The following is a 25,996-nucleotide window of genomic DNA, read 5'->3' as shown; positions in this document are numbered from 1 at the left end:
CATGAGCACCCAGCCAGCCACGGTCAGCCTTCCGCCCCAGAGCCTCACCGCCGCAAACCTCCGCGCCTGGTCCTGGCATCGGCAAGGCCTGGACGGGTCGCTGGCCGGCTGCACCGCCGGGGAGGTGCTCGCACGGGCGGGCTGGGCCCGGTCCGTCGGCGGCGCCAACCCCTACCTCTCCCTGTTTGCCCGTGCCGGGCTCCGCCGCGGCCAGGTGGACGCCGACGTCGACGCCCAGCGGATCCTGGAACTTCCCACGGCACGCGGCTGCACCTACGTCCTGGGCAGCGACGACTTTGCCTGGGCGCTGCGCCTGGGCCGCCCCGCCGCGGAGGCCGCCGTCTCGGTGCTGACCCGGCTCGGCGTGGACCGCGGCGAAATCACCCTGCTCGAGGAACAGGTCCGGCACGTCCTGGCCGAGGCCGGTACCCCGCTGGACCCGCGGCAGCTCAAGGAGGAACTCGGCGACGCGGTCCAAAGCCTGGGTGAGGAAGGGAAGAAGAAGGGTGCCGCCACCACGCTGCCCGCGGCGCTGGGTATCCTGCAGGCGGAGGGCCGGATCCGCAGGGTGCCTGCCGACGGCCGCCTGGACCGGCAGCGCTACGCCTATGAGGCCTGGGACCTGCCCACCAGCGAGCTCACCGACGAGGAGGTCCGCGCCCTGCTGATGCGCCGCTACCTCGGCTGGACCGGCGGCGCCACCGCTAAACAGTCCCAGTGGTTCACGGGCTTCACCGTGGCGCAGACCCGCGCCGCACTGGCGGCCGCCGGTGCCGTCGACGTCCCGCTCCCCGGGGACGCAGGCAAGGACAGTGCCGTGCTGTGGATGCTGCCCGACGACGTCGACCGCCTCGCCGCCTTCACCGCCCCCGCGGAGGAACAGATCCAGCTGCTCGCCGGGACAGATTCGCTGGTGCTGCTGCGGCGGAACGCGGCCGAGCTGCTGGACGAGGCGGACCACCGCAAGGCGGGGCTCAGCTCGCTGGCGCTGCAGGCAGACCTGCCGGACCACCCGATCCTGGACCGTGGCCGGATCATCGGACTCTGGCAGTACGACCCGGAGACCGGGAAGATCGCCGCCTGGGTGTTCGGCGACCTGACGCCCGCGGTCAGCCGGCGGATCGCGGAGGTGGAGGCCTGGATCCGGGAGGATCTGGGCGACTTCCGGGCCTTCAGCCTCGATTCCCCTGCTTCCCGCCGGAAGCGCATCGACGCGCTGCGGGCGTCGACGACGGCCACCGCGGAACGGTAGGGAGGGGCCAGTAAAGAGGCCGGGACGAAGAACCGGGAATCAGGCGCCGCGGTGCTTGGCGAAGAAGTCCCGCAGCAAGTCCCCGCACTCCTGCTCCCGCACGCCGCCGTAGACCTCCACCCAGTGGTTCAGCCGGCGCTCGCGGAGAATGTCGAAGACGGACCCCGCGGCGCCCGCCTTCTCGTCCCAGGCGCCGAACACCACGCGGGGAATCCTGGCCAGCACCACCGCGCCGGCGCACATCGCACACGGCTCCAGCGTCACCACCAGGGTGCAGTCCGCCAGCCGCCAGCCGTCGTCGCGCGCCCCCTCGTCGGCACGGCGCTCGCGAAGCCGCGCGGCCGCTTCCCGGATGGCGACCATCTCGGCGTGCGCCGTCGGGTCCCCGAGGGCCTCCCGCTCGTTCCGGCCGGCGCCCAGCACCGTCCCGTCCGGGCCGATCACCACGGCCCCGATCGGCACGTCCGCGGTGGCGAGGGCCTGCCGCGCCTCGCTCAGGGCGAGGCCCATCCACTCGGCATGGCGGGGCTCGGGCGATGTCATGGCTCAATGGTAGTTTCGATCCTAAGCAAGCTGTGCACCGTGGGGTGCACCGGACGTCGGGAGAACGCAGTGAGCACCAGGACTGAGAGCTGGCTGATGCGGCGCTGGGGCAAATGGGTGGTGCCCTACGCCGCGCTCTGGATCACCATGCTGCTGGGCGGCATCGCGGTGGTGGCGCTGGCCCTGACCAGCGCCGAGGTCTACGACAACGTAGTGGACGACGCCGGCCTGGCCAACCTGGACAAGCCCATGCTCGCCACCATGGAACGGCTCCGCAGCCCCGGCCTGGATGCGTTCGTCACCGGGTTCACCAACATCGGCGGCGGCATCGGCATGCCCATCCTGGCCAGCATCCTGACCGCGCTGCTGATCTGGCGGACCCGGACCTGGCGCCCGCTCATCCTCATCGGCGGGGCGGCCGCAGTCTCCGTCACCGCTACCTCCCTGGGCAAGAAGCTCATCGGACGCACCCGCCCCGACCACGCCGATGCCGTCCCGCCCTACGAGAACTCGCCGTCGTTCCCCAGCGGCCACACCCTGAACACCACCGTGGTGATCTCACTCGTGGTGTACCTCACCTGCCTGCAGGTCCAGCGCACCATCGCCCGGGTGGGATTGATCACGGCCGGGGCGCTCTTCATCATCGCGATGGGCATGAGCCGGGTGTTCCTGGGCCATCACTGGATGACCGACGTGATCTTCGGCTGGGCGCTCGGCCTGGGCTGGGTGGGCATCGTGATCCTGGCGCATCGGCTGTTCCACGTGATCAGGCACCGGGAACGGACCGGCCCGGCACCCACCTTCGACAACGGCCAGCGCCTGCGCGAGAAGGCGCCGGACGGGCACCACGACGCCGAAACGGCGCATGGTCGCGGGGTGGCCGACGACGCCGGGACCCCCGGCGGGCGGGGTCGGTCCGAAGCGTCCGGATGATAGTTTTGACCCATGCGCACTCTCGTTGTCGACCACCCGCTGGTGGCCCATAAGCTCACCGTTCTGCGGGACAAGAACACCCCGTCACCCGTCTTCCGCCAGCTCACCGAAGAGCTGGTCACGCTGCTGGCGTACGAGGCAACCCGCGACGTCCGTACCGAACCGGTCACCATCGAGACGCCGGTCAGCACCACCATCGGCACGGCCTTCACCAAGCCCACCCCGCTGGTGGTCCCGATCCTCCGCGCCGGCCTTGGCATGCTCGAGGGCATGACCAAGCTGGTCCCCACCGCGGAGGTCGGCTTCCTGGGCATGGCCCGCGACGAGGAAACCCTGGACATCATCACCTACGCCGAGCGGCTCCCCGAGGACCTGACCGACCGTCAGATCTTCGTCCTGGACCCCATGCTGGCCACCGGCGGCACCCTGCGCGAGGCGATCAAGTTCCTCTTCAAGCGGGGCGCTTCCGACGTCACCTGCATCTGCCTGCTGGCCGCCCCCGAGGGCCTGGCCAAGCTGGAGGAAGAGCTTTCCGACGCCAACGTCACGATCGTGCTGGCCTCCATCGACGAGAAGCTGGACGAGAAGTCCTACATCGTCCCCGGCCTGGGCGACGCCGGCGACAGGCTCTACGGCATCGCCGGGTAGCGCGTCCCCTTTCCCTCGGGCCGCTGAACGGGCCGCCCGGGGATACAGCAAAGGCACCGGATCTGAGAAGATCCGGTGCCTTTGCTGTCTCTGCGCGAAGTGGCTGCAGCCTCTAGCGGTTTAGTACCAGTTGTTCGCGTAATGGAAGTTCAGGGCGCCGCAGGGGGAGCCGTACCGTTCCTGCACGTACTGCAGGCCCCAGTTGATCTGGGTGCGGTAGTTGGTCATGTAGTCCGCGCCGGCGCTGGCCATCTTCTCGGCCGGGAGGGACTGGACCACGCCGTAAGCACCGCTGGACGGGTTGGTGGCCGTGGTCTTCCAGTCCGACTCGCGGGTCCAGAGCTTCATCAGGCACTGCATCTCGCTCGGGGCCCAGCCGTGGGCCGGCAGCTGCGAGGCGGCATAGGCCTGGGCACCGGCGGGATCGTCGACCGCCACCGGCTGCGGGGCCGGGGCGGGTGCCGCCGCGGGAGCCGGAGCAGCCGGTGCGGGGGCCGGGGTGGACGGAGCGGGCGTGGACGGAGCCGGAGTCTCGGGGGTGACATAGGAAGCCTGGGCTTCGACGCTGGCCGGTGCCGTGGCCGGGGTGTAGCTGCCGAGCCGTTCCAGGTCGGAGAGCTGCAGGGCCGGGGCCTGGGTGGCGGTGGCGGCCGGGGCGGTGGTGCCGGTGGCCTGGCCTGCGGCGCCGGCGCCCAGCAGCACGGCGGCCGCGGTCAGCGCGACGGCGGTGAGCTTGCCCTTGGAGCCAAAGCTGGCGCGGCCTCGGGTGGCCGAGCCCTGGGCCGGGTCGGCGCGGTGGCGCGCGACGTCGGCCGAGGAGGTGCGTTTAGCGCCTTTTAGGCGCACGGGTGCCTTGTGTTCAGTCATGTTCGCCTCTCAACGCCTACGGAGTTAGCTGTCGGGTTCGGATGAGAAATCCGGCCGCTCGGATGATCAACGAGTCGGCTTAACCCCAAGGGGTGCATGGATGCAGGTGCCCGGGAACTCTGGGTTCCCCGTCTCTGCCTCAATCCATGGAATCCGGGAAGCGGCAGAGTTTGGCGTCAGACCCGGATATGCGGCCAGATCGATGGCCGCACCATAAAAACGGTACCGGACTTTCCCCCTCATGTCACATTTAGGTAACGCCGCGGTGTGGCTGGTTGCGGATTTGCGGTGGGCTGGCCCCCGTTTTTCGGGCCGTTTCGACGGTTCCCCGCACGCCCGATGCCTGGAGGCGTCTATTCGGCAGGGAACCGTCGAAACGGCGGACCGTCCGGAGCGGCTACTTCGCCAGCAGGTACACCGTGGTGCCGCCGACGCTCTGGGCGGGGTAGGTGGCCGCCACCCAGTCCGCGATCCTGGCGGCGTCGTCGGATCCGCTTTCGCCCTGCATAGTGCGCCCGGCGATGAAGTAGTGGATCCGGCCGTCGGCGACGTACTGCTGGAACTGCTCAAGCGTGGGCGCGGGGTCGGTGCCGTTGAACCCGCCCACGGCCATTACGGGCAGCTGCGTGGCGAGCTGGTAACCGGCGGCGTTGTTGGACCCGACGACGGCCGCCGCCCAGGTGTAGCGGCCGGCGTCCGTTTCGAGGGCATCCACCAGGGTAGACGACGGGGTGGTCGCGCCGAGGAGCCCGCCCATTGCGCCGCCCTGGCCAAAGCCCTGGCCGCGGCCGGTGCCAGCCGTTCCCGTGCCGTTGGAGCCGTTGGTCGGGCCGAAGGGATTGCCCTGCGCGGTGCCCATGGCTCCGCCCGTGCCGCCGAACATGGCCGGCAGGCCCGCCCGGCCGCCCACCGCAGGCCCCGCGCTGACGATCGAGCCGGAATGCGCGGTGGCGGCGGTGGACAGCGAGTACGCCAGGGGACCGGCGAGGGCCGCGACGACGGCGAGTCCCGCCGTCGTCCGTCCCAACAGCGCCGCCGTCGGGCCGCCAGGGGACAGCGGGCCAGTGGTCCCGGCGGCGGACGCGCCGGCGACCCGGGCCCGGACGGCCGGAACCATCACGCCGACGGCCGCTGCCAGCGCCACGGCCAGCACCAGCCAGCGCAGCCACGGAACGAACGCGGGCGTGCGGCCCAGCAGCTCGAAAGCCATGAAACCGGCCGCGGCCACCGCGGCGGCGAGCGTCCCGGCGGCAACGGGTTGATCCCGCCGCTGCCACAGCAGCACCGACCCCAGACCGGCCAACCCGGCGACCCCCGGGGCCAGCGCCACCATGTAATACGGGTGGATGATGCCGGCCATCAGGCTGAACGTCAGCCCGGTGACCAGCACCCAGCCGCCCCAGACCACCACGGAGGCGCGGACGGCGTCGGTCCGTGGCGCCCGCCGGCCCAGCCACAGCAGCCCAGCCGCCAGCAGCAGCACCGACGGCAACAGCCACGCGATCTGCCCGCCGAACTCGCTGTTGAAAAGCCGGAGCAGGCCGGGGGTGCCCCAGCCGTTGCCGCCGCCGACGCTCCCCGTCTCGTCCCCGCTGAGCCGGCCCAGGCCGTTGTAGCCCAGGGTCAGTTCCAGGATCGAGTTGCCCTGCGAGCCGCCGATATAGGGCCGGTCCGCCGCCGGGGTGAGCTCGACGGCGGCCAGCCACCAGCCGGCCGCCACCACCATCGCCGCTCCCGTCGCCAGCAGGTGCAGCAGCCGCCGGCCCGGGCCCGCGCGTCCGGCGAGCAGGTAGGCCGCGGCGAAGCCCGGGACCACCAGCAGCACCTGCAGCTGCTTGGTCAGGAACCCGAAGCCCAGCAGCACCCCGGCCAGCAGCAGCCAGCGCAGCCGGGCGTCCTGGATGGCGCGCAGCACCGCGTAGGCGGCGGCCGTCATCAGCAGGACCAGCAGGGCATCCGGGTTGTTGAAGCGGAACATCAGCACGGCCACGGGGGTCAGGGCCATCACCGCACCGGCGACCAGTCCGGCGCGGTGGGCCAGCCGGGCGTCCGCCGTCGCGGGTGCGGCGGCCCGGCGGACGGTCAGGTAGACCAGCCACACCGTCGCGACACCCATCAGAGCCTCGGGCGCCAGGACGCTCCAGGAGCTCAGCCCGAAAAGCCGCACGGACAGGCCCATCACCCAGAGCGACGCCGGCGGCTTGTCCACCGTGATGGCGTTTGCCGCGTCCGAGGAACCAAAGAACCAGGCCGTCCAGTCCTGCGAGCCGGCCTGCGCCGCCGCGGAATAGAAGGCGTTCGCCCAGCCGGAGGCGCCGAGGTTCCAGACGTAGAGGACCGCGGTTCCGGCCAGCAGGACGGCCAGTTCCGCCCGCTGCGCCAGCGCCTTCCGCCGGGATCGGGGCGGCCCGGGGTGCTGCCGAGTGGAGGCCTGCGGCCGGAGGTTCCGGCGGCCACCGCGCCACCGCGGGTGGCGCAGCCCGGAGCCGGCAGCCTCAGTCGCCGGGCTTGCGCCGGGCCCGGGCCCGGCGGGTGAAGTGACGGCGGACCCGGTGCTTGTGAGGTCGGTGGAAGCAGTCATGGCCTAGCCCGCCAGCTTGTAGACGGTGGTGGAGCCGACGGTCTGTGCCTGGTAGTTGGCGGCAACCCAGGCCGCGACCTCGGAGTTTCCGCCCCGGCCGCCGCCCATACCGCCCATGCCGCCACCGGCGATGAAGTAGCCGATCTCCCCGCGGTCCACCATGGCCTGGAACTGGGCCAGGGTGGGGTACGGGTCGCCGCCGTTCCAGCCGCCGAGGGCAATCACGTTGGTGCCGGTGGCGAGTTCCAGGTCAGCGGCGGAGGTGGCGCCGGAGACGATTCCCGACCATTTCGCCGTCGAGGTTTTCAACAGTGCGGCGAGCTCGGTGGAGGCGGTTGCGCCTCCCGGGCCCCCAGCGCCTCCCGCGGTGGGGCCAGCCGCGTTCGGTGCCGCCGTGTCCTGGCCGCCGGGGAAGCCGGTGCCGTCGGTGCTTCCCGTCCCGGTGCCGCGCGTCCGGCCGGCCGCCCCGAAGCCGCCCATCGCGGAGCCCGTGGGCCCGGCGGTCGGGATCGAACCCGAGTGCGGCTGGGCCGCCGTCGCGAACGTCCACGCCGCCGTGCCCAGGCCGCCGGCCAGCAGGGTGAGGATGACGACGCCGGCGGTGGCCGCCTTGCGGAGCGCGGCGGGAATGGCCCGCAGCCGGTCAAGCTGCAGCATCAGCGCCGCCGCGGCGAGGACACCGAGGATCACCACGGCCACCCGCAGCCCGGGCAGCCACGACGGATCCCGGCCCAGCAGCACCGCGGACCAGATCGAGGTCGCCAGCACCGTGACCGCCAGGACCAGCCGCGCCGGCCAGAAGGACCGGCCGCGCCAGAGCTGCACGCCGCCCAGGCCCACGAGGGCCGCGACCGCGGGGGCCAGCGCCACCGCGTAATACGGGTGCACGATGCCGCTCATGAAGCTGAAGATGCCCGCGGTGACCACCAGCCAGCCGCCCCAGAGCAGCAGGGCCGCACGGGTCGCGGAGGTCCGGGCCTCGCGCCGGGTGAACCACAGGCCGGCCAGCAGGAGGATCAGCGCCCCGGGCAACAGCCAGGACACCTCGCCGCCGAAACTGGTGCCGAACATCCGGGCGATCCCGGCGGCCCCGCCGAAGCTGGCGTTCCCGCCAAAGCCACCCGCGCCGGCGCCGCCGGCTGCCCCGGCAGCGCCGGCCGCGCCGCCAAGGTCAGTTGCCCCGCCGAGGCCGGCAGAGCCGCCCGGCCTGCCCTCGCCGGACCCGGTGATCCGGCCCAGGCCGTTGTAGCCAAAGGTCAGTTCGAGGAAGCTGTTGGTCGTGGAGCCGGCCATGTACGGACGGGCCGACGCCGGGGTCAACTGGAACAGCGCCACGTAGCTGCCGGCCACCACCAGGATTCCGGCGGCCGCGCCCAGCAGGTGCAGCAGCCGGCGCCGAAGGCTGACCGGGGCGGCCCAAAGGTAGGCCAGGCCCAGACCCGGCACGATCAGGAAGCCCTGCAGCATCTTGGTCAGGAACGCCAGGCCGATCACCGCACCGGCCGCGGCGAGCCAGCCCCAGCCGGCCTTCTCGATCGCCCGGGTGGTGAGGTACGCCGCGAACACCAGGCAGAGGGTCAGCATGGCGTCGGGGTTGTTGAAGCGGAACATGAGGGCGGCCACGGGCGTGAGCGCCAAGGCCCCGCCGGCCAGCAGGCCCGCGGCCGGACCGGAGACCCGCTTCAGGGTCAGGTACAGGAGTCCGACGGCGGCCACGCCCATGAGGGCCTGCGGCACCAGCATGCTGAGCGGGGAGAAGCCAACGATCCGGCCGGCCAGGGCCGGGATCCAGAGCGCGGCCGGGGGCTTGTCCACGGTGATGGCGTTGCCGGCGTCAAGGGAGCCGAACAGCAGGGCGGTCCAGTCCTTGGTGCCGGCCTGGATGGCCGCGGCGTAGAAGGTGTTGCCGTAACCGGTGGCCGCGAGGTTCCACAGGTAGAGCACTGCGGTCCCGATGAGCAGCAGGGCAGCGGAGGGCCGGACCCAGCGCGGCTGGTCACCGAACAGCAGGCGCCGGCGGCGCGAAGCGGAGGTATCGGGGGTATCGGACGAGGCGGCCGGCATCGGCGAGTCGGTGCGGGGGAGCGGGCCGGAGGGCCGGGTCCCGTCGGCGGGGCTGAGGGTGGCGGTCATTTATCGGGCCGTTTCTGTGGGGAGGGACGCTGTGGCGGCGGACTGCGCCGGGGTGCCATGCGCGGGGACCGGGGTGCGGGGCGCGGGCGGGGCTGCGGTTCCGGGGCGGTCCCGGAACACCACCAGCCGGAAGAGCAGGAATTTCACGGCGGTGGCCGCGAGGTTGGCCGCGGTGACGGTGGCTAGTTCCACCCAGCGGTCGGGGGTACCGCCGGAGGCGCCGTGCACCAGCAGCAGCGCCCCGGACGTCAGGCCGAGCCCCAGCCCGAAAACCAGCAGGCCCTCGAAGTGGTGGCGGACCGCATAACTGCTGCCTTGGATGCCGAAGGTGAAGCGCCGGTTGGCCGCGGTGTTGGCCACGGCGGTGATCAGCAGCGCCAGGAAGTTCGCCAGCTGCGGGTCCATGACGCCGCGGCAGGCCAGGAAGATCAGCAGGTAGGCCAGGGTGGAGGCGACGCCGATGCTGCCGAACCGGACCAGTTGCCCGAAGAGGCTGCCGCCGGGGCTTTGTTCCGGTCCGCGGGAGGACGCGGGCAGCGGGCCGCGGGCCAGCGCGGCGCGCAGTTCCGGGACGGGGATCTTGCCGGACACCAGGTCGCGGCTGAGGCGGGCCATGCCGCGCAGGTCCGCGGCCGCCGTCTGGACGATGTCGACGCTGGAGTCCGGATCGTCGGTCCAGTCCACCGGGACCTCATGCACCCGGAGTCCGCAGCGTTCGGCGAGCACCAGCAGTTCGGTGTCGAAGAACCAGGCGTTGTCCAGAGTGTGCGGTAGCAGTTCCCGGGCGATGTCGGCCCGGATGGCCTTGAACCCGCACTGGGCGTCGCTGAAGTGCGCGCCGAGGAGCGAGTGCAGCAGGAAGTTGTAGCTGCGCGAGATGAATTCCCGCTTCGGGCCCCGGATGACGCGGGAGTTGCGGGTCAGGCGCGTGCCGATCGCCAGGTCCGAGTGGCCGGAGATCAGCGGGGCCAACAGCGGTCCCAGCGCGGCCAGGTCCGTTGAGAGGTCCACGTCCATGTACGCCAGGACGGGCGACGGCGACGCGAGCCAGACCCGGCGCAGCGCATTGCCGCGGCCCTTTTCGGCCATGTGCACGACGGCGACCTCCGGCAATTCGCGGGCCACGCGCTCGGCGGTCTGCAGCGTCGAATCGGTGCTGGCGTTGTCCGCCACTGTGATCCGGAACGGGTGCGGGAAGGAACCCAGCAGGTAGGCGTGGAGCCGGCGCAGGCAGGCTTCGAGGTCGCGTTCCTCGTTGAAGACGGGGATAGTGACGTCCAGTACCGGCACCGCTGACCGGGTGTCGATCGGCGATCGGCGGCGGCCGACGCCGGTCAGCGCCGCCGGGAGCGGCGCTGCCGGGGTCGAAGCTGCCGGGCCGACGCTGGTGATGGATGCCGGCGCGTCAGACTGGGTGCCGGCGGGGGCGGGCCCGGAACGGGACAGGGTACCTGGTGCCTGGTCTGTGGAAGTCATGTCTCCACTGTCCCGGCCCCCGGTATGAGGGGATTGGGGGAATGCTGTGTGCCTGCTGTGGAAGTCCGCGCGCGGGCGTCAGAGGGGTGCGTCAGGCGGGCGGTGCCGCCGGCAGCCGGACCGCGAATTCGGTCCGGCCCGGACGCGAGCTGACCTCCACGGTCCCGCCGTGCGCCGCCACGATCGACTGCACGATCGACAGGCCCAGCCCGCTGGTGCCCTGCACCGCCGTCGCGGTCGCGATTGCCCCCGGCCCCGCACCTGCACCCGCCGCGCCCCGGGCCCCCGCACGTTCGGCGGGGTTGGCGCGGGAGGCATCGGCGCGGGCGAACCGGGCGAAGACCTTGCCCAGGAATTCGGGGGCGATCCCTGCGCCGTCGTCGGTCACGGACACCACGGCGCTGCCGTCGGCGGACCGCATCACCCGGGTGACCACGGTGGTGCCGGGATCAGTGTGTTTGCGGGCGTTGGAGAGCAGGTTCGCGAGGACCTGGTGCAGGGCCGTGGTGTCGCCGCGCACCACCACGGGCTCCTCGGGCAGGTCCAGCTTCCAGCTCCGGTCCGGGGCCATGACCTTCTCGTCGCTGACCGTTTCGACGGCCAGCTGGGTGAGGTCGACGTCGGCCATCTTCAGCGGCTGCCCCTCGTCCAGCCGGGCCAGCAGCAGCAGGTCCTCCACCAGGGCGGTCATCCGCTCCGACTGGCTCTGCACCCGGGCCAGCGATTTCTCGCCGTCGGGGGTGAAGTGCTCGGTCATCCGCATCAACTCCGTGTAGCCGCGGATGGCGGTCAGCGGGGTGCGCAGCTCGTGCGAGGCATCCGCGACGAACTGGCGCACCTTCATCTCGCTCTCCTGCCGGGCCTGCAGCGCGTTCGAGACGTTGTCCAGCATCTGATTCAGCGCGTGGCCCACGCTGCCCACCTCGGTACCGGGGTGCGCGGCCGACGCCGGGACGCGCACGCCCAGCGCCACCTCGCCGGCGTCGAGCGGCAGGCGCGAAACCTTCGTTGCCACTTCGGAGAGCTTCTCCAGCGGCTCCATGGTGCGCCGGATCAGCGCGGTGCCAATCAGGCCGATCAGCACCAGGCCGCCGGCGGACACCGCGGCGAGGGTGCCGACGAGGGACCCGAGCGTGTTCTGCTTTTCCTCCAAGGGCAGGCCGGTGACGATGATGTCCCCGTACTGCGTCTGGGTGGCGATCAGCCGGTACGCTCCGGCGGAGAGCGTGCGGTCGACGGGCGCGGCGTTGGGCGTGAGGCCCAGCAGCACCGCGTTGTCGTCCGCGGAGAGGCTCTTGCGGGTGGCATCGCCGGCGAGGAACCCGGCGCTGGCAATCCTGCCGTTCTGCTCCCGGGCATTCAATGTGCCGATGCCCTGCCCCTTTGCCTCCAGCGGGTCCGGACGCCCGCCCGGGCTGCCGGAGTCCGGGCGGCCGAATTCGTTGGAACGGTGAGCGGCAGCGCCGAGTTGTTCGTCCAGCTGATGGGTCAGGAACGAGTCCATGGATACGTAGCTGAAGACGCCTACCGCGCCGCAGATGGTCACCAGCAGGGCCATGGCCACGAGCACCAGGCGGGTGCGCAGGTGCCAGGTGGAGGGGTTGCGCCAGTCATGCCCGGGGGCCGGCGTGACACCGGAGAGAGTGGGCACGGATCAGTCCGCCGGTTTCAGGACGTAGCCCGCGCCGCGGACGGTGTGGATCATCGGGGCGTGGTTGGCGTCGATCTTCTTGCGCAGGTAGGAGATGTAGAGCTCCACGATGTTGGCCTGGCCGCCGAAGTCGTAGTCCCAGACGCGGTCCAGGATCTGGGCCTTGCTGATGACCCGCTTGGGGTTCTCCATCAGGTAGCGCAGCAGCTCGAACTGGGTGGCCGTCAGGTGCAGTTCCTCCCCGGCGCGGGTCACATCCCGGGTGTCCACGTTCAGGACCAGGTCCCCGACGACGAGCTCGGCGGTGTCCAGGGCGGCCACGCCGGAGCGCTGGACCAGGCGGTGCAGGCGCAGCAGGACTTCCTCCATGCTGAAGGGTTTGGTGACGTAGTCGTCCCCGCCGGCGGCGAGGCCGGTGATGCGGTCCTGCACGGCGTCTTTGGCGGTGAGGAACAGTGCCGGGACCTCGGGCGCGAAGGTGCGGATCCGGCTCAGGAGTTCGACGCCGTCGAATCCGGGGAGCATGACGTCCAGTACCAGCACGTCGGGCCGGAAGTCCTTGGCCAGCTTGACCGCCTCCGGGCCGTCCGCGGCCACCGCCACGGACCAGCCTGCCATTCGCAGGCCCATGCTCATCAGCTCGGAGAGGCTGGGTTCGTCATCCACCACCAGGGCGCGGATGGGGGAGCCGTCCGGGTGGGTCAGCTGCGGAAGGTTATTGGTCATGGAGTGCGACGAGGCCATGGTTCGACTCTCCGTTCTGCCGGTTAGGTGCGGCTTTGGGGATCCTGTGCGGCACCTGTGAATCCCAGCCTACCCAGCTGGGCGCTGCCGGGGCAGGCCGGGGCTTCCGCGGATCACAGGGGGGGCTGGAAGACCTCACAGCCCCGGCACAGCCTCACTGCCCACGCTGGTGAAAACAGCCCCACCTTCCGAGCCAGGAGAACAGCATGAACCACCAGCAGCCCGAAGAGATCCCGCAGCCTGCCGACGGCGGCCACAACCCGGACACCACCCCGCAGCCGGTGACGGCGCCGCAGCCGGTCTCGGCCCCGCAGCCGGTGACGGCGCCGGAGCAGGAATCTGCGCCCCGGCAGTCCGCGCCGCAGCCGGAAGCCGCGCCGGGGTGGGGCGCGCCGTCGTACCCCGACACAGCCGCCCATTCCGGAGCAGCGCATCCCGGCCAACCGGACCAGCCTGCGCAGCCGGGCCCTGCGGGGTACCCGGCCCAGGCGGCTCCGGCCCAGGCGGCCCCCGGGTGGGGCGCGCCTGCCGGCCGGGCCGCGGGTTCCCAGGCGGACAAGCCATGGACCGTCCGGCGCGGCCTCGCCGCCGGCGGGGTGGCTGCCGTTATCGCCGTCGGCGCCGGCGCCGGTGTCTACGCGCTGACGTCCAGCTCGGCCGCGGCCAGCGGGGACGGCGCAGCGGCGGGCGGCCCGCAGTTCAACGGCCAAGGGATGCCCGGTGGCCAGCAGGGCGGCCAAACCGGGGGCTCGGCGTCGGGCCGCGGCGGCTTCGGCCCGGACGGGTTGGGCGGAATGGCCGGGGGCCTCTCCGCCGCCGTGCACGCCGAATACGTCGTCCTCGACGGCACCACCTACACCTCCATGGCCGAACAGCTGGGCACGGTGACCGAGGTCAGCTCGACGTCGGTCACGGTCAAGAGCGCCGACGGCTTCACCCGCAGCTATGTCCTGGGGGACGGGGTGACGGTGAGCACTCTGCAGCAGCGCCGCCAGCAGTCCGGCGGTACCGGTTCAACCGGGACCCAGCTCAGTGTGGCGGACATCGTCTCCGGGGCGACCGTGAGGCTGACCGCCACCAAGGACGGGTCCGGCTACTCGGCGAAGTCCGTGATGCTGGTGGCGGCGACGGCCACCGGCACGGGGCAGCCGGGGGACGGCCAAGCAGGCGGCGGCCAGCCGGGAGGCCAGGACGGCGGCCAAGCCGACCTTGGACAGTCGAACTAGGAGGTCCGGCCCCCAGGAGAGCCCATTTGAGGGTGACCACTCTGTGGACATTTCGACCGGAGGTCCTGCCGTGGGCGGAATTCCATCCGCGGCTATCAACCCGAACGCAATCACTGAATGAGAGCCTGCATTCGAATAATATTCGAATGCAGGCTCTCATTTAGTTCATCGAGGGCTCAGGAGTCGCCAATTCGTCGTCCCGTAGAATTGTGATATGCGCGACAATCGCCGCATTCGTCTCACTATGCGGACTTTCACGTCCATTGTTACTTGCTAGTTCGCTTTGTTACGTTGCACACTTCAACTGTGAACAAGAACTCAACAGCACCTGCAGCCGCAGTTTCCGGGATCAGCGCACCAGCTGGTACTGAGATGCGCTGTTGTCGAATGCACGCCTAACTTCTCCACCCCAGAACGTTTATAGGCATTCGCCCCCAGCCCAGAGTCGGGCGCCCTCCCCAGTTTCATTGCGGGGACCCAGCATTCGAGCCGCGATGACGGCCATTCACATTGAGGTAAGCATTCCATGTCAGTTGCATCCGGATACGTCCACATCTCCGTTCGAAACGCCGCCAAGGCCGGCCAGGCCTCCGGTATCCGCCAGGGCTTCGGCGGCCGCCCCAGCTTCGGCCCGGCGGGATCCGGCACCAGCTACCCCGCCCCCGGCTACGCGGCGCAGGGCTACAACCCCACCTCGTACGGACAGCTGCGCGCCGTCCCCGCGGCCGACTCAGCACCCGCCACCGCCCCCACCCCGGTCATCGCCGCCGGTGAGGCCCCCGTCCGCCCGGTGCCCTCCGACAACGTCGCCCGCGGATTCGTCCTCTACATGGGCATCGACGAGGAGACCGCCGCCGCCGCCGGGACCTCCATCGCCAAGCTGGCCCAGGAAATCCGCGCCTACGCCCAGTCCTTGGTGGCCGGCGCGGAGAGCTACGCCGCCGTCGCCGTCGCCCCGGCCTCCGCTCCGGGGTCCGCCCTCGACGTCGTCCGCTCCACTTTCGGTGACCCCACCGCCGGTGCCGCCCGCCAGCGCGCCGAAACCGCCCGCCTGCAGCAGGCCCAGGAACCCCGCCCGTCCGGCGTCCTGATCGACCTGGCCCGCCGCGAGGTGGCCCTCGACGGCGAATCGCTGAACCTGACGTTCAAGGAATTCGAACTGCTGAACTACCTGGTGGAGAACGGCACCCGCACCGTCGGCCGCGACGAACTCCTCGAGGGCCTGTGGCGGAACGCCGAAGAGGTCCCCAACGAGCGCACCATCGACGTGCACATCCGCCGTCTCCGCTCGAAGCTCGGCCGCCTGGCGAACACGGTCCGCACGGTCCGCGGCCAGGGCTACCGCTTCTACGAGCACCCCGAGGTCGTCGTCTGGGCCGCTCCGGAATACTCCATCTAGTGCCCCGGAGGCACCGCCGCGGCGGTGCCTCCGGCTAGGCTTGGCCCATGAGCCAGCACCACCTCCGACGCCTCGTGATCATGCGCCACGCCAAGGCCGACTGGCCGGGCGGCGTGGCGGACCACGACCGGCCGCTGGAAGAGCGCGGCCACCGGGACGCGCCCGTGGCCGGCGCCTGGTTGCTGAAGCACGGCGTCGTCCCCGACTTCATCCTCTGCTCGAGTGCCCTGCGTACCCGGCAGACCTGCACCTGGGTGTGCAGCGAACTGGGCGACAAGGCCCCCACCCCCAAACTCGAACCGGGCCTGTATGGGGCATCCGCGCTGGCCATGCTCTCAGTGATCAACCACGTCCCGGACACCGTTTCCACGCTGATGGTCATCTCCCACATGCCCGGCGTGCAGGACCTGGCCATGCACCTGGCCTCCCGTGACTCGAACCACGACGCCTACATGGACGCGGCCACCCGCTACCCCACCAGCGGTCTGACGGTGCTTGAGACCGAGAAGCCCTGGGCCGAACTGGACGGCCAGGACGCCCGGCTGACCCACTTCACGGTGCCGCGCGCCCGCTGACTTCGGTGCGCCGTGCCATAGTCAGGCATCAGGTGGTGGTGTTTACTGGGCCTGTCGGGGCAGTCGCACTGCGGCCGGCAGGTAAGGCAACCGAGGAAAGGTGGATCAACGTGGATTCAGGACAGCTCGTGGGGATTATCGTCGGCATTGTTGTCGTGCTGGCGATCATTGCGGTGGCAGTCAGCATCAGCCGGAAGCGCCGGAACGAAGCGGACCGCAACCGTGCGGCCGAGATGCGTGAAAAGGCGGAAGCGGATCAGCTCGCCGCGAAGGAACATGAGGCCATGGCCGCACGCGCGGAGGCGGATGCCAAGGCCGCCGAGGTCGAGGCAGAGCGCCTCCGCCAGCAGGCGCGCGGCACCCAGGAACAGGCCGCGTCCGTGCGTGCCGGCGCCGAGGAGCAGCTGCGCAAGGCGGACGAGGTGGACCCCGACGTCGACTCCTCCCGCCGCGGGCACGAGCCTGCCCCGGACACCGGCCAACTCCGCCGGGACCGGAGCCACCGCGGGACCGCCGATGACCGGGACGAAGCAGGTACGCACCCGAACGGCGCGCACGCGGCTGCCGAGCGTGCCGCAGGGGAGCGGGCCACGGCGGAGCGCCCGGTCGAGCACCCGGTCGGGGAGCGCCTCGACGGCGACACCGCCGGGGTCGACGCCGCGCGCGCTCCGTCGCCCGATGTCCGTCACGACGCCGGTCCGGCGCACGGCGAGCGCCCTCGCAATCTCTGAGGCCACCCCGGGCGCCACCGTCATCGCCACAGTCATCAAGGCCGCCCGATGAGCCCCCGGCACTCGGCCCTTGCCCTGCTGGTGGCCCTTCTCTGGGGAGTCAACTTCGTCGCCATCGACCTCGGGCTGCACCCGCCCGGGGGAACCATGCCGCCGCTGCTCTTCGTCGCGATGCGCTTCGCCCTGGTGGTGTTCCCCTGCATCTTCTTCATCCGGAAACCCGACGTCAGCTGGCGGGTGATCATCGTTGTCGGGCTGCTGATGAGCGCCGGCCAGTTCGGCCTGCTCTACCTGGGGATGGCCCTCGGCATGCCCGCCGGCCTGGCCTCCCTGGTCATCCAGGCACAGGTCCTGATGACCGTTTTGCTGGCCGCCGGCATTCTGTCCGAGCGGCCCACCCGGCGGCAGCTCGCCGGCGTGATCCTGGGCATCGTGGGCCTGGCGGTGGTGGCGGTGGGCCGCAGCCTGGTGGCCCCGCTGCTGCCCCTGCTGATCGTGCTCGCGGCCGCGCTCTCCTGGGCCGGCGGCAACGTGGTGGTGCGGCGGGCGAAGGCCGCCTCCGGCCTGGGCCTGGTTGTCTGGTCCGGGGCGGTGGTTCCGCTGCCGCTGGCCGGGCTGTCGCTCCTGATGGACGGCCCGGCCGCCGTGTCCGACGCACTGCTCCACGTCCAGCCGGTCACCCTGATCAGCGCGCTGTACACCGCGGTCTTCGGCTCGCTGATCGGGTACGGGATCTGGAACCGGCTGCTGGGTCTCTATCCCTCCTCCGCGGTGGTGCCCTTCACCCTGCTGGTACCTGTGGTGGGAATGACCGCCGCCTGGCTGGTGCTGTCGGAGCGGCCCTCTGCCGCGGAAATCGCCGGCGGGCTGCTTCTGCTGGCCGGGGTCGCGACGGCGGTGCTGCGCGGACGGAACGGTCCGGCTCAGCGCCGGGTGGCGGACCGGCCCGGAGCGGCCGCTGACCCCGGGCGCGGGGTTGCCGTGCCGGCGCCTTTCGCCGCGGAGGGCGCCTTGGCCCCGGCCTTGGCTCCCGAAGCCCTGGGCGCCGACGTCGTGGAACCGGACGATGTGGAACGTGAGGACGTGGAGCCGGAGGACTTGGACCCGGCAGACTTCTGCGCCGACGGTTTGGCGGCGGGACGGGCAGTGGGCCGGGCGGTCGACTGACGGGAGGTCGTCGCCTGGCGTGCGGCGGGCTGCCGGGCCGGTTGCCGTGCGCCGCCTTGTCCCGCCGACGCCGGACGCGCCGTACCCTGGCGGGCGGGTGCCTGCCGCGGAACCGCCGTCGAGGGCCGTGACGGACGCGCCGCGGGCCGGCGCTGGGCCGTTCCCGCACGGCCAGCGGTCCGCGCGGCGGGCCGGCCGCCGGCCCGGATTCCCGGAGCGGGGCGCCGCCCGGGTAGCACCGTGCCGGCGATGAGCAGTAGCAGCGTGATCGCTCCGGAGAGGGCCGAGAGGTAGAAATACAGGTCCGGGTGGTCGGCGTCGACCTTCGTGGAGATGGCCTCGGGGTCCGGGTTGAACGCGAGCCCCCATTGGCGCAGGAAGGCGATGCCGAACGCGATGAAGAGGACACTGCCCACACCGCTGGCCAGCAGAGTCTTGTGCCGGCGCCGGACCAGCACCTCGGTCACGCACGCCACGTAGGCCAGCGCCGCGGCCGCAAGGAACCACAGCGCCACCGTTCCGTTGAAGGTGGATCCGGCCAGCACCAGCAGGGCCAGCGCCGCGAGGGCGGCTCCGATGGCGGTCTTCCCGCTTCTCCCCATGTGGCGCATGGAATCCATCATCCCCGAGCGGGGCTACTTCAGGACGTAGCCACGCATGCTGGCCATGATCGCGGCGACGCTCTGTTCCCGGGTCCGCTCCGGGTTGTAGGTCTGCCGGTCCAGCCCTACGACGAAGCAGGCGCCGAAGATCGCGGTCTCCAGGCTGCCGCGGGAGATGTCCGGATCGACGGGGTAGCGGGCGGCCACGGCCTCGATCGATGCCCGGATGACACCCAGGAGGCGGCCGCGGAGCTCGGCGAAGGTGTCCTGCCACTCGCTGGGGGTGCGCCAGTTCTCGCTGACCCAGAGGCGGGCGAAGGACGGGTACTCTGCCATGAAGTCCATCGCCTGGCCGATCATCGCGTCCATCGCCAGCAGCGGGTCGTCGGCCTCGTCCTTGACGCTGAGCAGCCGGGTCATGAGGATGTCCACGCCGTACCGCAGCAGCTGCGCGATCAGGTCCGACTTGCTGCCGAAGTTGTAATAGACCGTGCCCTTGGACACGCCCGCGGCGGCGGCGATCTCGTCCACCGTCACCCCGGCCGCGCCGCGTTCGCCGATCAGCTCCATGGAGGCCTCGAACAGCTTCTGCTTGGTGACCCCGGTGCGACCGGGCCGGAGCTTCTTGTCCCCGGCCTCGGTGGCATTGCTGGTCATACCGCGATCTCCGGTTTCAGGGTCTTGAGCGTCCAGAACTTGTGTTTGTGGACGGCGACGGCGGACATCGCCAGTCCCAGCACAGTGTAGCCAACCAGCCCCAGCATCACGGGCACGATCCCGGCCAGGTCGGCGCCGTAGATCAAGTGACGCATGCCGCCCACTACGTAGCCCATCGGCAGGACCTGGTGCACCACGTGCAGCGGCTCGGGGGTGGTCTGCCACGGGAACGTGCCGCCGGAGGAGACCAGTTGCAGGACCAGCAGGATCAGGACCACCAGCTTGCCGGGGGTGCCCAGCAGCGCCACGATGCCCTGGATGATGGCGCTGAAGGCCATCGCCGCGGCTAGCATCAGCACCCACATCAGCACCGGGTGGACCGGGTTCAGGCCCAGTCCAACGTCCACCACCAGGGTGAGCAGGCTGGCCTGGACGGCCGCGACCGTCAGGAACGGCAGCCAGCCGCCGGCGGCGATCTTCCACGACGGAGCGTTGGAGGCCAGAGCGCGCTGCGTGATCGGGCGCATGGCCTGGACCAGCATGAAGATGCCGATCCAGAGGGCCAGGGTGAGGAAGAACGGGGCGAGCCCTGCACCGTAGGAGCCGGCCTTGGCCTGGGAGACGTTGCTGACGGCCACCGGGTCGGCGATGACCTTGGCCAGGCTGTTCTTTTGCGAGTCGTCCGGGTTCGGGACCTGCCCCGCGCCCTTGGCGATCTCCCCGGCCAGGGTGCCGGCGCCGTCGGCCGCCTTGGCGGAGCCGCTGTCCAGCTGCGCAGCACCGTCGTCGAGCTGTGCCGCACCGTCGGAGAGCTTGTCCGCTCCGGCCGCGGCGTTCTGTTCCCCGCTGGCCAGGGCCGCGGAGCCGCTGGCCAGCTGGTCGGCGCCGGCGGAGGCCTTGCCGACGGCGTCGGTGAGGGCCGGCGTCGCCCCGGCCAGCCGGGAGGCGCCCGCGCTGACGGCTGCCGAACCGTCCGCGAGCTGCTGGATCTGCCCGGCGGCGCCCTTCAGTGCTGCGGCCGCGCCGGAGGGGGCCGGGGTGTTGTGGGCGTCGTAGTCGGCCATCAGCGCGTCGGCCTGGGGCTGGAGCATCAACCCGGAGGCCACCATGCGGGCCGTCGACTCCGCCACCTTGGCGCGCTGGGCCTGGGCGGCGGCCTGGTCGGCGGCGGCCATCTGCCCGGCCAGGCCCTGGACCTTGGCGTTGAGCGCTGCGTTTCCGGCGGCCACCTGGGCGGCACCGTCGGCCAGTTGCCGCGAGTCCTGCGGCAGGGTGCCGGTCTTGTCTTTGAGCTGCCCCAGCCCGGAGGAGAGCTGCCCGGCGCCGCTGTTGAGGGCTTTCGCACCGTCGAGCAGCTTGTGCTGCCCGGCCGCCAGTTCGGCGGCCCCGCTCCGGAGGGATCCGGTGCCCTCGTGCAGGGAGGCCGCGCCGGTGTGCAGCGAGGAGACGCCGTCGGCGAGGCTGTGCGCGCCGTCGGAGGCCTTGAGCATCTGCGTGTGGATGGTGCCGAAACCGGTCAGCAGCTTGTTGGCGGTCTCCTCACCCACCTCCTTGGCGACCGTGCTGTGAACCGCCGTCGTCAGCTTGTCCACGATGGTGCTGAGCAGGTAGTTGTTCGCGTCGTTGGTGGTGACGTTCAGCATGGCCTGGTTCGCCGCGTCGAAGCTGCCGGGGGAAGCCAGATTGGCCGAGAAGTCGCGGGGAATCTTCAGGGCGAACGCGTACTTGCCGCTGCTGACACCCTCGTCCGCGTCCGCCGAGCTGGAGACCTGCTGCCAGTTGAAATTGTGGGCCTCCAGCAGGCTGTCCGCCACCTTGTGCCCGGCGTCCAGGCGGGAGCCGTCGGAGGTGGCGGCGCCGGTGTCCTCGACCACCAGGGCGGCGTCGATCTGGTTCAGCTTCCCGTACGGGTCCCAGTTGGCGTAGAGGTACACCGCGCCGTAGAGCAGCGGCACCAGGGTCAGGGCCAGGATGGTCAGCTTCGGGAGCAGGCCACCGGTCATGCGCTTGAGTTCGGAGCGGGCCAGCCGCAAGACGGTCATCGGATGTCCTCGGTTTCAACGAAGTGTTCGGCGGGGGCCGGCGCTGCGGCGGGGTCCCCGGCGGGCAAAGGTGTCTGGGGGTCTTCGGGTTGTTCGGCACCCTCTGCGGCTTCGACGGCGGGAGCGGCGTTGCCGATCGCGGTGACTGGACCGGTCCAGCCGGCGGGGACGGCGGCGACGGTGGCGACGACGGCGAGCGGCCGGCCGGCGTCGTACGCCAGCTCCTCGAGCCGGGGCAGCCAGTCCGTGGGATCGCCGCTGTGGCGGTCGGGGGAGTCCACCACCAGCAGGTCCGTCCGCGGGTTGGCCAGCGCCAGCGCGGTCAGCAGCTCCAGCCGGCGGTCGGCGGCCAGGTCATCGGCCCAGGCGCCGGCGATGTCCTCGAACCGGTTGACCTTGAGCCACGGCGTGCTGAGCAGCGCTCCGCGGTACCGGCGGGGGACCAGGGCAAGGTCCTCGGTCACCAGGTCGCGGACGCTCAGGTGCGGCTCGGGTTCGTTCACGCCCGGGGCGTCGACGACGGCGGCACGCTGCCGCAGCTGCTTGATCCGGCCGTAGCGGTCCCACTCGACGGTGCCCGCTGAGGGCTTCATCCGCCCGGAGAGGGTCAGGGCCAGGGCGGTGCGCTGGTCCTGGCGGTCGCCGGTGACGAGCAGCAGCTCGCCGCGGGAAGCCTGCAGTGAGGTGGGCGGGAGCAGCGGGACGCGCCGGCCCTTGACGGAGAGCTGGTGAACGCTGAGCACGGAAAGGAGCCTTTCGCAGAAGTTGTCTGCTTCAAGGCTAACTAAACTGACCGGTCAGTTCAAATAGATGTGGGGAACGGAACAGGCCCGGTTCCCGCGGCGGCTACAGCCCGTAACTCTCAAGCAGCCGCAGCCACACCTCACTGACGGTCGGGTAGGAGGGGACGGCGTGCCACAGCCGGTCCAGCGGCACCTCGCCCACGACGGCGATCGTGGCGGCGTGCAGCAGCTCCGCCACGTCCGGCCCGGCGAAGGTGGCTCCGAGGAGGACGCGGCGGTCCTCGTCCACCACCAGCTGTGCCCAGCCCTTGTAGTGCTCCGAGTGCAGGGACGAACCCGCCACCTCGATCGGCAGTTCCACCGAGGTCGCCGTATAGCCGTCCTTCTTCGCCTGCTCCAGGCTGCGACCGACGCTGGCCAGCTCCGGGTCGGTGAAGACCACATTGGGAACGGCATGCTCGTCGGCGGTCTGGGCGTAGCGGCTCCACGGGGCCGGGTCACCGGTCAGGGAGCCGTCGGCGCGGGCGGCGATCGCGTCGCCGGTGGCGCGGGCCTCGTACTTGCCCTGGTGGGTCAGCATCACCTTGCCAGCGGCGTCGCCCACGGCGTAAAGCCAGGGTCCGGCGGCGTTGCCCTGCGCGTCGTGCACCAGGCCGGTTGCGTCGGTGCGCAGTGTCAGGTCCTTGCCGTCTTCGGCGGCCAGGCCCACGCTCTCCAGGCCGAGCCCCTCCAATGCGGGGTGGCGGCCGGTGGCCACGAGGAGCTTGTCCACGGTGACGGTGCCGCCGCCGGTCTCCAGGGTGAGGGAGCCGTCGTCGTTGGTGGCGACGCTCTTGGTGGCTGTGTTGACGTGGATCTCGACGCCGTCGGCCCGCAGGCCGGCCTTGACCAGGTCCGCCGCCTCCTCCGGGTAGGTCCCCAGCAGGGCGCCGCGGGCCACCACGGTCACGGAGGAGCCAAGCCGGGCGAAGGCCTGCGCCAGTTCGGTGCCGGCCACGCCGCCGCCCAGGACGCCCAGGCGGTCGGGGATCTCGTGGGTGGAGGTGGCCTCCCGCGTGGTCCAGAAGTCGACGTCGTCCAGGCCCTCGATCGGCGGAATGCTGGGCCGTGACCCGGTGGCGATGACGACGGCGCGGGTGGCGGAGAGGGCGTAGCTGTTGCCGTCGAGGCCGGCCACCTCCACCCGGCGCTCGCCGGTGAGCCAGCCGTGGCCGCGGATCAGTTCGATGCCGGTGTTCTCCACCCACTCGACCTGGCTGTCGTCCTGCCAGTTGGAGGTGAAGTAGTCGCGGCGTTTCAGGACGGCGTCGGTGTCGAGGACCCGGGTGACGGCCTCTTCGGCGCCGGGGACGCTCTGGGCTCCGTGCAGTGCGGTGCCCGGCCGCAGCAGGGCCTTCGATGGCATGCAGGCCCAGTAAGAGCACTCGCCGCCCACCAGTTCCGCCTCGATCAGGACCGCGGTGAGGCCGCCCTTGACCACCCGCTCCGCTACGTTCTCGCCCACGGCGCCAGCGCCGATCACGATGACATCGAATTCCCGTTCAATCTGCGCCGTCATGGCAACAGCCTAGCCCCGCGCCAGCCCCGTGCGGTCCGCGCTACGGTTCCGGACTGGCGCGCCGCGGGCCCGGGGTGCGCCGGTCCGAATCCGCCGCGGCATTCCGGAACCCGAGCGCGCGGCACGGTGCCCACCCCCGTCCGGAACTCTGCGCCCGGCCCTGTGCAGGCCCAGCAGTCCGCGGGCATAAAAAAATCCGCACCGGCGGACCGGTGCGGATTTCTTTTCTCGGTGCGCCCAAAGGGATTCGAACCCCTGACCTTCTGTTCCGTAGACAGACGCTCTATCCAGCTGAGCTATGGGCGCATCTTCGGCTCTTCGGAGTTTCTCGCTCCCCCGAACCTCGAATTACTTTACGCGAGGTGGGCCGCGAGAACCAAATCGAAGGCGCTGTAATCTCCGCGACTAGACCGGTCTATGTGACCTTGATCACAAATAAACCATCGCTTGGACTTACTATTCCGCGGAATGTCGCGGTTTTTGCTTTTGCCCGACACCGTCAAGACGCAATAAGTCCCGAATCTGAATCTACGCCGACCCCTAGCATTTAGGACACACCACTGAACCCGAAGAAGGGAACCGTAATGGGCGATCTGGCGAACATGCCGCTGCTTGAGAAAGCACCCACCACGCATGCCGGTCTACTGGCGTGGGTTGAAGAGGTAGCCGAACTGACCCAGCCGGATCGGATCCACTGGGTTGATGGTTCGGAAGAGGAGAACACGCGGCTCACCGACGAGCTCGTTGCCGCCGGCACCCTGACCCGGCTGAACGAAAAGCTGTTCCCCAACTCCTTCGCGGCATTCTCCGATCCCGCCGACGTTGCCCGGGTCGAGGAACAGACCTTCATCTGCTCGGAGAACGAGCGCGACGCCGGCTTCACCAATAACTGGATGGAACCGTCGCAGATGAAGGAGAAGCTGCGCGGCCTGTTCAGCGGCTCCATGCGCGGCCGCACCATGTACGTCATTCCCTTCGTGATGGGACACCTCGACGCCGAGGATCCCAAGTTCGGCGTCGAGATCACCGACAGCGCCTACGTCGTCGCCTCCATGCGGATCATGGCGACCATCGGCACCAAGGTACTGGACAAGATCACCGCCACCAACGCCTTCTACGTCCCCGCCCTGCACTCCCTGGGCGCGCCGCTGGAAGAGGGCGAGGCCGACGTCGCCTGGCCGTGCAACCCGGAAAAGTGGATCGTGCACTTCCCCGAGGAGCGCTCCATCTGGTCCTACGGCTCCGGCTACGGCGGCAACGCCCTGCTGGGCAAGAAGTGCTACGCCCTGCGCATTGCCTCGGTGATGGCCCGGGACGAGGACTGGCTGGCCGAGCACATGCTCATCCTCAAGCTCACCTCCCCGGAGAAGAAGTCGTACTACGTCTCCGCGGCGTTCCCGTCCGCCTGCGGCAAGACCAACCTCGCCCTCCTCGACCCCACCATCGAGGGGTGGGAGGTCGAGACCCTCGGCGACGACATCACCTGGATGCGGATCGGCAAGGAGGGTGAGCTGCGCGCCACCAACCCCGAAGCCGGCCTCTTCGGCGTCGCCCCCGGCACCGGCTGGGGCACCAACCCGAACGCCATGCGTGCCATCGCCAAGGGCCACAGCATCTTCACCAACGTCGCGCTCACCGACGACGGCGGCGTGTGGTGGGAGGGCATGACCGACGAGGTGCCCGCGCACCTGACCGACTGGCAGGGCAACGACTGGACCCCGGACTCGGACAAGCCGGCCGCGCACCCGAACTCGCGCTTCTGCACCCCGATCTCCCAGGTCGACATGCTCGCCGAGGAGTACTACAACCCCGAGGGCGTCGAAATCTCCGCGATCCTCTTCGGCGGCCGCCGCAAGACCACGGTGCCGCTGGTGACCGAGGCCCGCGACTGGACCAACGGCATCTTCATGGGCTCCACCCTCTCCTCCGAGACCACCGCCGCCGCCTCCGGCCAGGTGGGCGTGCTGCGCCGCGACCCGATGGCCATGCTGCCGTTCATGGGCTACGACGCCGGTGACTACCTCAAGCACTGGATCAGCGTCTCGGGCAAGGCCAACCCGGAGCGACTGCCGCGCATCTTCCTGGTGAACTGGTTCCGCCGCACCGCCGACGGCGGCTTCGCCTGGCCTGGCTTCGGCGACAACGCCCGTGTCCTCAAGTGGGCCATCGAGCGCATCGAGGGTAAGGCCGACGCCGTCGAGACCCCCATCGGCTACGTCCCCACCGGCGACGCCCTGGACCTGACCGGCCTGGACCTGACCCACGCCCACGTCGAAGACGCCGTCCGCGTGGACCGCGAGGAATGGGACACCGAGCTGGCCTCGATCGAGGAATGGTACGCCCGCTTCGGCGACTCGCTGCCGGACGCCCTGCGCGCCGAACTCGACTCGCTCAAGGCCCGGATGGCTTCGCACTCCTAGCCTTACCGCACCACGACGGCGGCCCCGCACCTTTACGGGTGCGGGGCC

20 protein-coding genes, 1 tRNA gene and 1 riboswitch are annotated in these 25,996 nt (G+C 70.8%); of the genes, 9 read left to right on the top strand and 12 right to left on the bottom strand.

Going from position 1 to position 25,996, the window contains the following annotated elements; translation table 11 throughout:
• The first annotated feature begins 1 nt into the window (after position 1).
• Positions 2-1,252 carry a crosslink repair DNA glycosylase YcaQ family protein gene (locus QWJ39_RS04620; RefSeq protein WP_290256551.1) on the top strand — a complete coding sequence of 417 codons (1,251 nt, stop codon included), beginning with the start codon at positions 2-4 and terminating at the stop codon, positions 1,250-1,252.
• Between the two features lie 39 nt (positions 1,253-1,291).
• Here QWJ39_RS04620 and QWJ39_RS04615 read toward each other — a convergent pair whose 3' ends face one another.
• The gene (locus tag QWJ39_RS04615; RefSeq protein WP_290256550.1) at positions 1,292-1,795 is read right to left on the bottom strand and encodes a nucleoside deaminase; all 504 of its coding nucleotides are present in this window, start codon (positions 1,793-1,795) and stop codon (positions 1,292-1,294) included.
• A gap of 96 nt (positions 1,796-1,891) precedes the next feature.
• Here QWJ39_RS04615 and QWJ39_RS04610 point away from each other — a divergent pair, with 96 nt between their 5' ends.
• Together QWJ39_RS04610 and upp are read left to right on the top strand one after the other, a co-directional pair.
• Positions 1,892-2,728, top strand: a complete 837-nt coding sequence (locus QWJ39_RS04610) for a phosphatase PAP2 family protein (protein ID WP_290257285.1) — start codon at positions 1,892-1,894, stop codon at positions 2,726-2,728.
• A 12-nt stretch (positions 2,729-2,740) separates the two neighbouring features.
• On the top strand, positions 2,741-3,376 hold the full coding sequence (upp, locus tag QWJ39_RS04605; protein WP_290256549.1) for a uracil phosphoribosyltransferase: 636 nt from the start codon (positions 2,741-2,743) through the stop codon (positions 3,374-3,376).
• 120 nt (positions 3,377-3,496) lie between these two features.
• Here the strand turns inward: upp and QWJ39_RS04600 are convergent, their stop codons facing one another.
• The 6 genes from QWJ39_RS04600 to QWJ39_RS04575 form a co-directional block, all read right to left on the bottom strand.
• Positions 3,497-4,243, bottom strand: a complete 747-nt coding sequence (locus QWJ39_RS04600) for a hypothetical protein (RefSeq protein WP_290256548.1) — start codon at positions 4,241-4,243, stop codon at positions 3,497-3,499.
• Positions 4,242-4,429, bottom strand: a riboswitch (cyclic di-AMP (ydaO/yuaA leader). Its footprint overlaps the gene before it by 2 nt.
• Before the next feature lie 211 nt (positions 4,430-4,640).
• Positions 4,641-6,824, bottom strand: a complete 2,184-nt coding sequence (locus QWJ39_RS04595; protein ID WP_290256547.1) for a glycosyltransferase family 39 protein — start codon at positions 6,822-6,824, stop codon at positions 4,641-4,643.
• 3 nt (positions 6,825-6,827) lie between these two features.
• Complete coding sequence (locus tag QWJ39_RS04590) at positions 6,828-8,957, bottom strand: glycosyltransferase family 39 protein (RefSeq protein WP_290256546.1); 2,130 nt, start codon at positions 8,955-8,957, stop codon at positions 6,828-6,830.
• Positions 8,958-10,433: a bifunctional glycosyltransferase family 2/GtrA family protein gene (locus QWJ39_RS04585; RefSeq protein WP_290256545.1), complete on the bottom strand. Its 1,476-nt coding sequence runs from the start codon at positions 10,431-10,433 to the stop codon at positions 8,958-8,960. It lies immediately after the preceding gene.
• A 91-nt stretch (positions 10,434-10,524) separates the two neighbouring features.
• On the bottom strand, positions 10,525-12,084 hold the full coding sequence (locus QWJ39_RS04580; protein ID WP_290256544.1) for a HAMP domain-containing sensor histidine kinase: 1,560 nt from the start codon (positions 12,082-12,084) through the stop codon (positions 10,525-10,527).
• A gap of 3 nt (positions 12,085-12,087) precedes the next feature.
• Positions 12,088-12,828, bottom strand: coding sequence for a response regulator transcription factor (locus QWJ39_RS04575; protein WP_290256543.1), 741 nt, complete (start codon positions 12,826-12,828; stop codon positions 12,088-12,090).
• Positions 12,829-13,034: 206 nt separating this feature from the next.
• On the opposite strand from QWJ39_RS04575, the gene QWJ39_RS04570 reads away from it, so the two are divergent.
• From QWJ39_RS04570 to QWJ39_RS04550, 5 genes are all read left to right on the top strand, one after another.
• On the top strand, positions 13,035-14,054 hold the full coding sequence (locus QWJ39_RS04570) for a hypothetical protein (protein ID WP_290256542.1): 1,020 nt from the start codon (positions 13,035-13,037) through the stop codon (positions 14,052-14,054).
• A gap of 526 nt (positions 14,055-14,580) precedes the next feature.
• Complete coding sequence (locus QWJ39_RS04565) at positions 14,581-15,453, top strand: winged helix-turn-helix domain-containing protein (protein WP_290256541.1); 873 nt, start codon at positions 14,581-14,583, stop codon at positions 15,451-15,453.
• 47 nt (positions 15,454-15,500) lie between these two features.
• Complete coding sequence (locus tag QWJ39_RS04560; protein WP_290256540.1) at positions 15,501-16,028, top strand: histidine phosphatase family protein; 528 nt, start codon at positions 15,501-15,503, stop codon at positions 16,026-16,028.
• 110 nt (positions 16,029-16,138) lie between these two features.
• Complete coding sequence (locus tag QWJ39_RS04555) at positions 16,139-16,759, top strand: hypothetical protein (RefSeq protein WP_290256539.1); 621 nt, start codon at positions 16,139-16,141, stop codon at positions 16,757-16,759.
• Between the two features lie 48 nt (positions 16,760-16,807).
• Complete coding sequence (locus QWJ39_RS04550; protein ID WP_290256538.1) at positions 16,808-17,926, top strand: EamA family transporter; 1,119 nt, start codon at positions 16,808-16,810, stop codon at positions 17,924-17,926.
• A 635-nt stretch (positions 17,927-18,561) separates the two neighbouring features.
• Here QWJ39_RS04550 and QWJ39_RS04545 read toward each other — a convergent pair.
• From QWJ39_RS04545 to QWJ39_RS04525, 5 genes are all read right to left on the bottom strand, one after another.
• Positions 18,562-19,185, bottom strand: a complete 624-nt coding sequence (locus QWJ39_RS04545; protein WP_290256537.1) for a TetR/AcrR family transcriptional regulator — start codon at positions 19,183-19,185, stop codon at positions 18,562-18,564.
• Positions 19,182-21,227 carry a YhgE/Pip domain-containing protein gene (locus tag QWJ39_RS04540; protein WP_290256536.1) on the bottom strand — a complete coding sequence of 682 codons (2,046 nt, stop codon included), beginning with the start codon at positions 21,225-21,227 and terminating at the stop codon, positions 19,182-19,184. The genes QWJ39_RS04545 and QWJ39_RS04540 overlap by 4 nt, the downstream gene beginning before the upstream one ends.
• Positions 21,224-21,970: an ABC transporter ATP-binding protein gene (locus QWJ39_RS04535; protein ID WP_290256535.1), complete on the bottom strand. Its 747-nt coding sequence runs from the start codon at positions 21,968-21,970 to the stop codon at positions 21,224-21,226. Before QWJ39_RS04535 ends, QWJ39_RS04540 begins: the two co-directional genes overlap by 4 nt.
• 103 nt (positions 21,971-22,073) lie before the next feature.
• A complete protein-coding gene (locus QWJ39_RS04530) occupies positions 22,074-23,528 on the bottom strand; it encodes an NAD(P)/FAD-dependent oxidoreductase (RefSeq protein ID WP_290256534.1) in 1,455 nt (484 codons plus the stop codon).
• A 232-nt stretch (positions 23,529-23,760) separates the two neighbouring features.
• Positions 23,761-23,834: transfer RNA gene (locus QWJ39_RS04525), tRNA-Arg, on the bottom strand.
• A 278-nt stretch (positions 23,835-24,112) separates the two neighbouring features.
• Between QWJ39_RS04525 and QWJ39_RS04520 the strand changes: the two genes are divergently transcribed.
• Entirely contained in the window at positions 24,113-25,948 is a 1,836-nt protein-coding gene (locus tag QWJ39_RS04520) for a phosphoenolpyruvate carboxykinase (GTP) (RefSeq protein WP_290256533.1), read from the top strand.
• Positions 25,949-25,996 lie beyond the last annotated feature (48 nt).

Origin of the sequence: Arthrobacter sp. YD4 (assembly GCF_030410515.1) — a bacterium.
In the GTDB taxonomy this organism is placed as follows: Bacteria; Actinomycetota; Actinomycetes; order Actinomycetales; family Micrococcaceae; genus Arthrobacter.
This window is presented reverse-complemented; position numbering and strand designations above follow the sequence as displayed.

Bases quoted from the DNA above. Each gene is read 5' to 3' on its own strand.
- QWJ39_RS04620 (WP_290256551.1), top strand. From the start codon at position 2: ATGAGCACCCAGCCAGCCACGGTCAGCCTTCCGCCCCAGAGCCTCACC.
- QWJ39_RS04590 (WP_290256546.1), bottom strand. From the start codon at position 8,957: ATGACCGCCACCCTCAGCCCCGCCGACGGGACCCGGCCCTCCGGCCCG.
- QWJ39_RS04530 (WP_290256534.1), bottom strand. From the start codon at position 23,528: ATGACGGCGCAGATTGAACGGGAATTCGATGTCATCGTGATCGGCGCT.
- QWJ39_RS04610 (WP_290257285.1), top strand. From the start codon at position 1,892: ATGCGGCGCTGGGGCAAATGGGTGGTGCCCTACGCCGCGCTCTGGATC.
- QWJ39_RS04565 (WP_290256541.1), top strand. From the start codon at position 14,581: ATGTCAGTTGCATCCGGATACGTCCACATCTCCGTTCGAAACGCCGCC.
- QWJ39_RS04540 (WP_290256536.1), bottom strand. From the start codon at position 21,227: ATGACCGTCTTGCGGCTGGCCCGCTCCGAACTCAAGCGCATGACCGGT.
- QWJ39_RS04615 (WP_290256550.1), bottom strand. From the start codon at position 1,795: ATGACATCGCCCGAGCCCCGCCATGCCGAGTGGATGGGCCTCGCCCTG.
- QWJ39_RS04550 (WP_290256538.1), top strand. From the start codon at position 16,808: ATGAGCCCCCGGCACTCGGCCCTTGCCCTGCTGGTGGCCCTTCTCTGG.
- upp (WP_290256549.1), top strand. From the start codon at position 2,741: ATGCGCACTCTCGTTGTCGACCACCCGCTGGTGGCCCATAAGCTCACC.
- QWJ39_RS04575 (WP_290256543.1), bottom strand. From the start codon at position 12,828: ATGGCCTCGTCGCACTCCATGACCAATAACCTTCCGCAGCTGACCCAC.
- QWJ39_RS04595 (WP_290256547.1), bottom strand. From the start codon at position 6,824: ATGACTGCTTCCACCGACCTCACAAGCACCGGGTCCGCCGTCACTTCA.
- QWJ39_RS04585 (WP_290256545.1), bottom strand. From the start codon at position 10,433: ATGACTTCCACAGACCAGGCACCAGGTACCCTGTCCCGTTCCGGGCCC.
- QWJ39_RS04570 (WP_290256542.1), top strand. From the start codon at position 13,035: ATGAACCACCAGCAGCCCGAAGAGATCCCGCAGCCTGCCGACGGCGGC.
- QWJ39_RS04520 (WP_290256533.1), top strand. From the start codon at position 24,113: ATGGGCGATCTGGCGAACATGCCGCTGCTTGAGAAAGCACCCACCACG.
- QWJ39_RS04560 (WP_290256540.1), top strand. From the start codon at position 15,501: ATGAGCCAGCACCACCTCCGACGCCTCGTGATCATGCGCCACGCCAAG.
- QWJ39_RS04600 (WP_290256548.1), bottom strand. From the start codon at position 4,243: ATGACTGAACACAAGGCACCCGTGCGCCTAAAAGGCGCTAAACGCACC.
- QWJ39_RS04545 (WP_290256537.1), bottom strand. From the start codon at position 19,185: ATGACCAGCAATGCCACCGAGGCCGGGGACAAGAAGCTCCGGCCCGGT.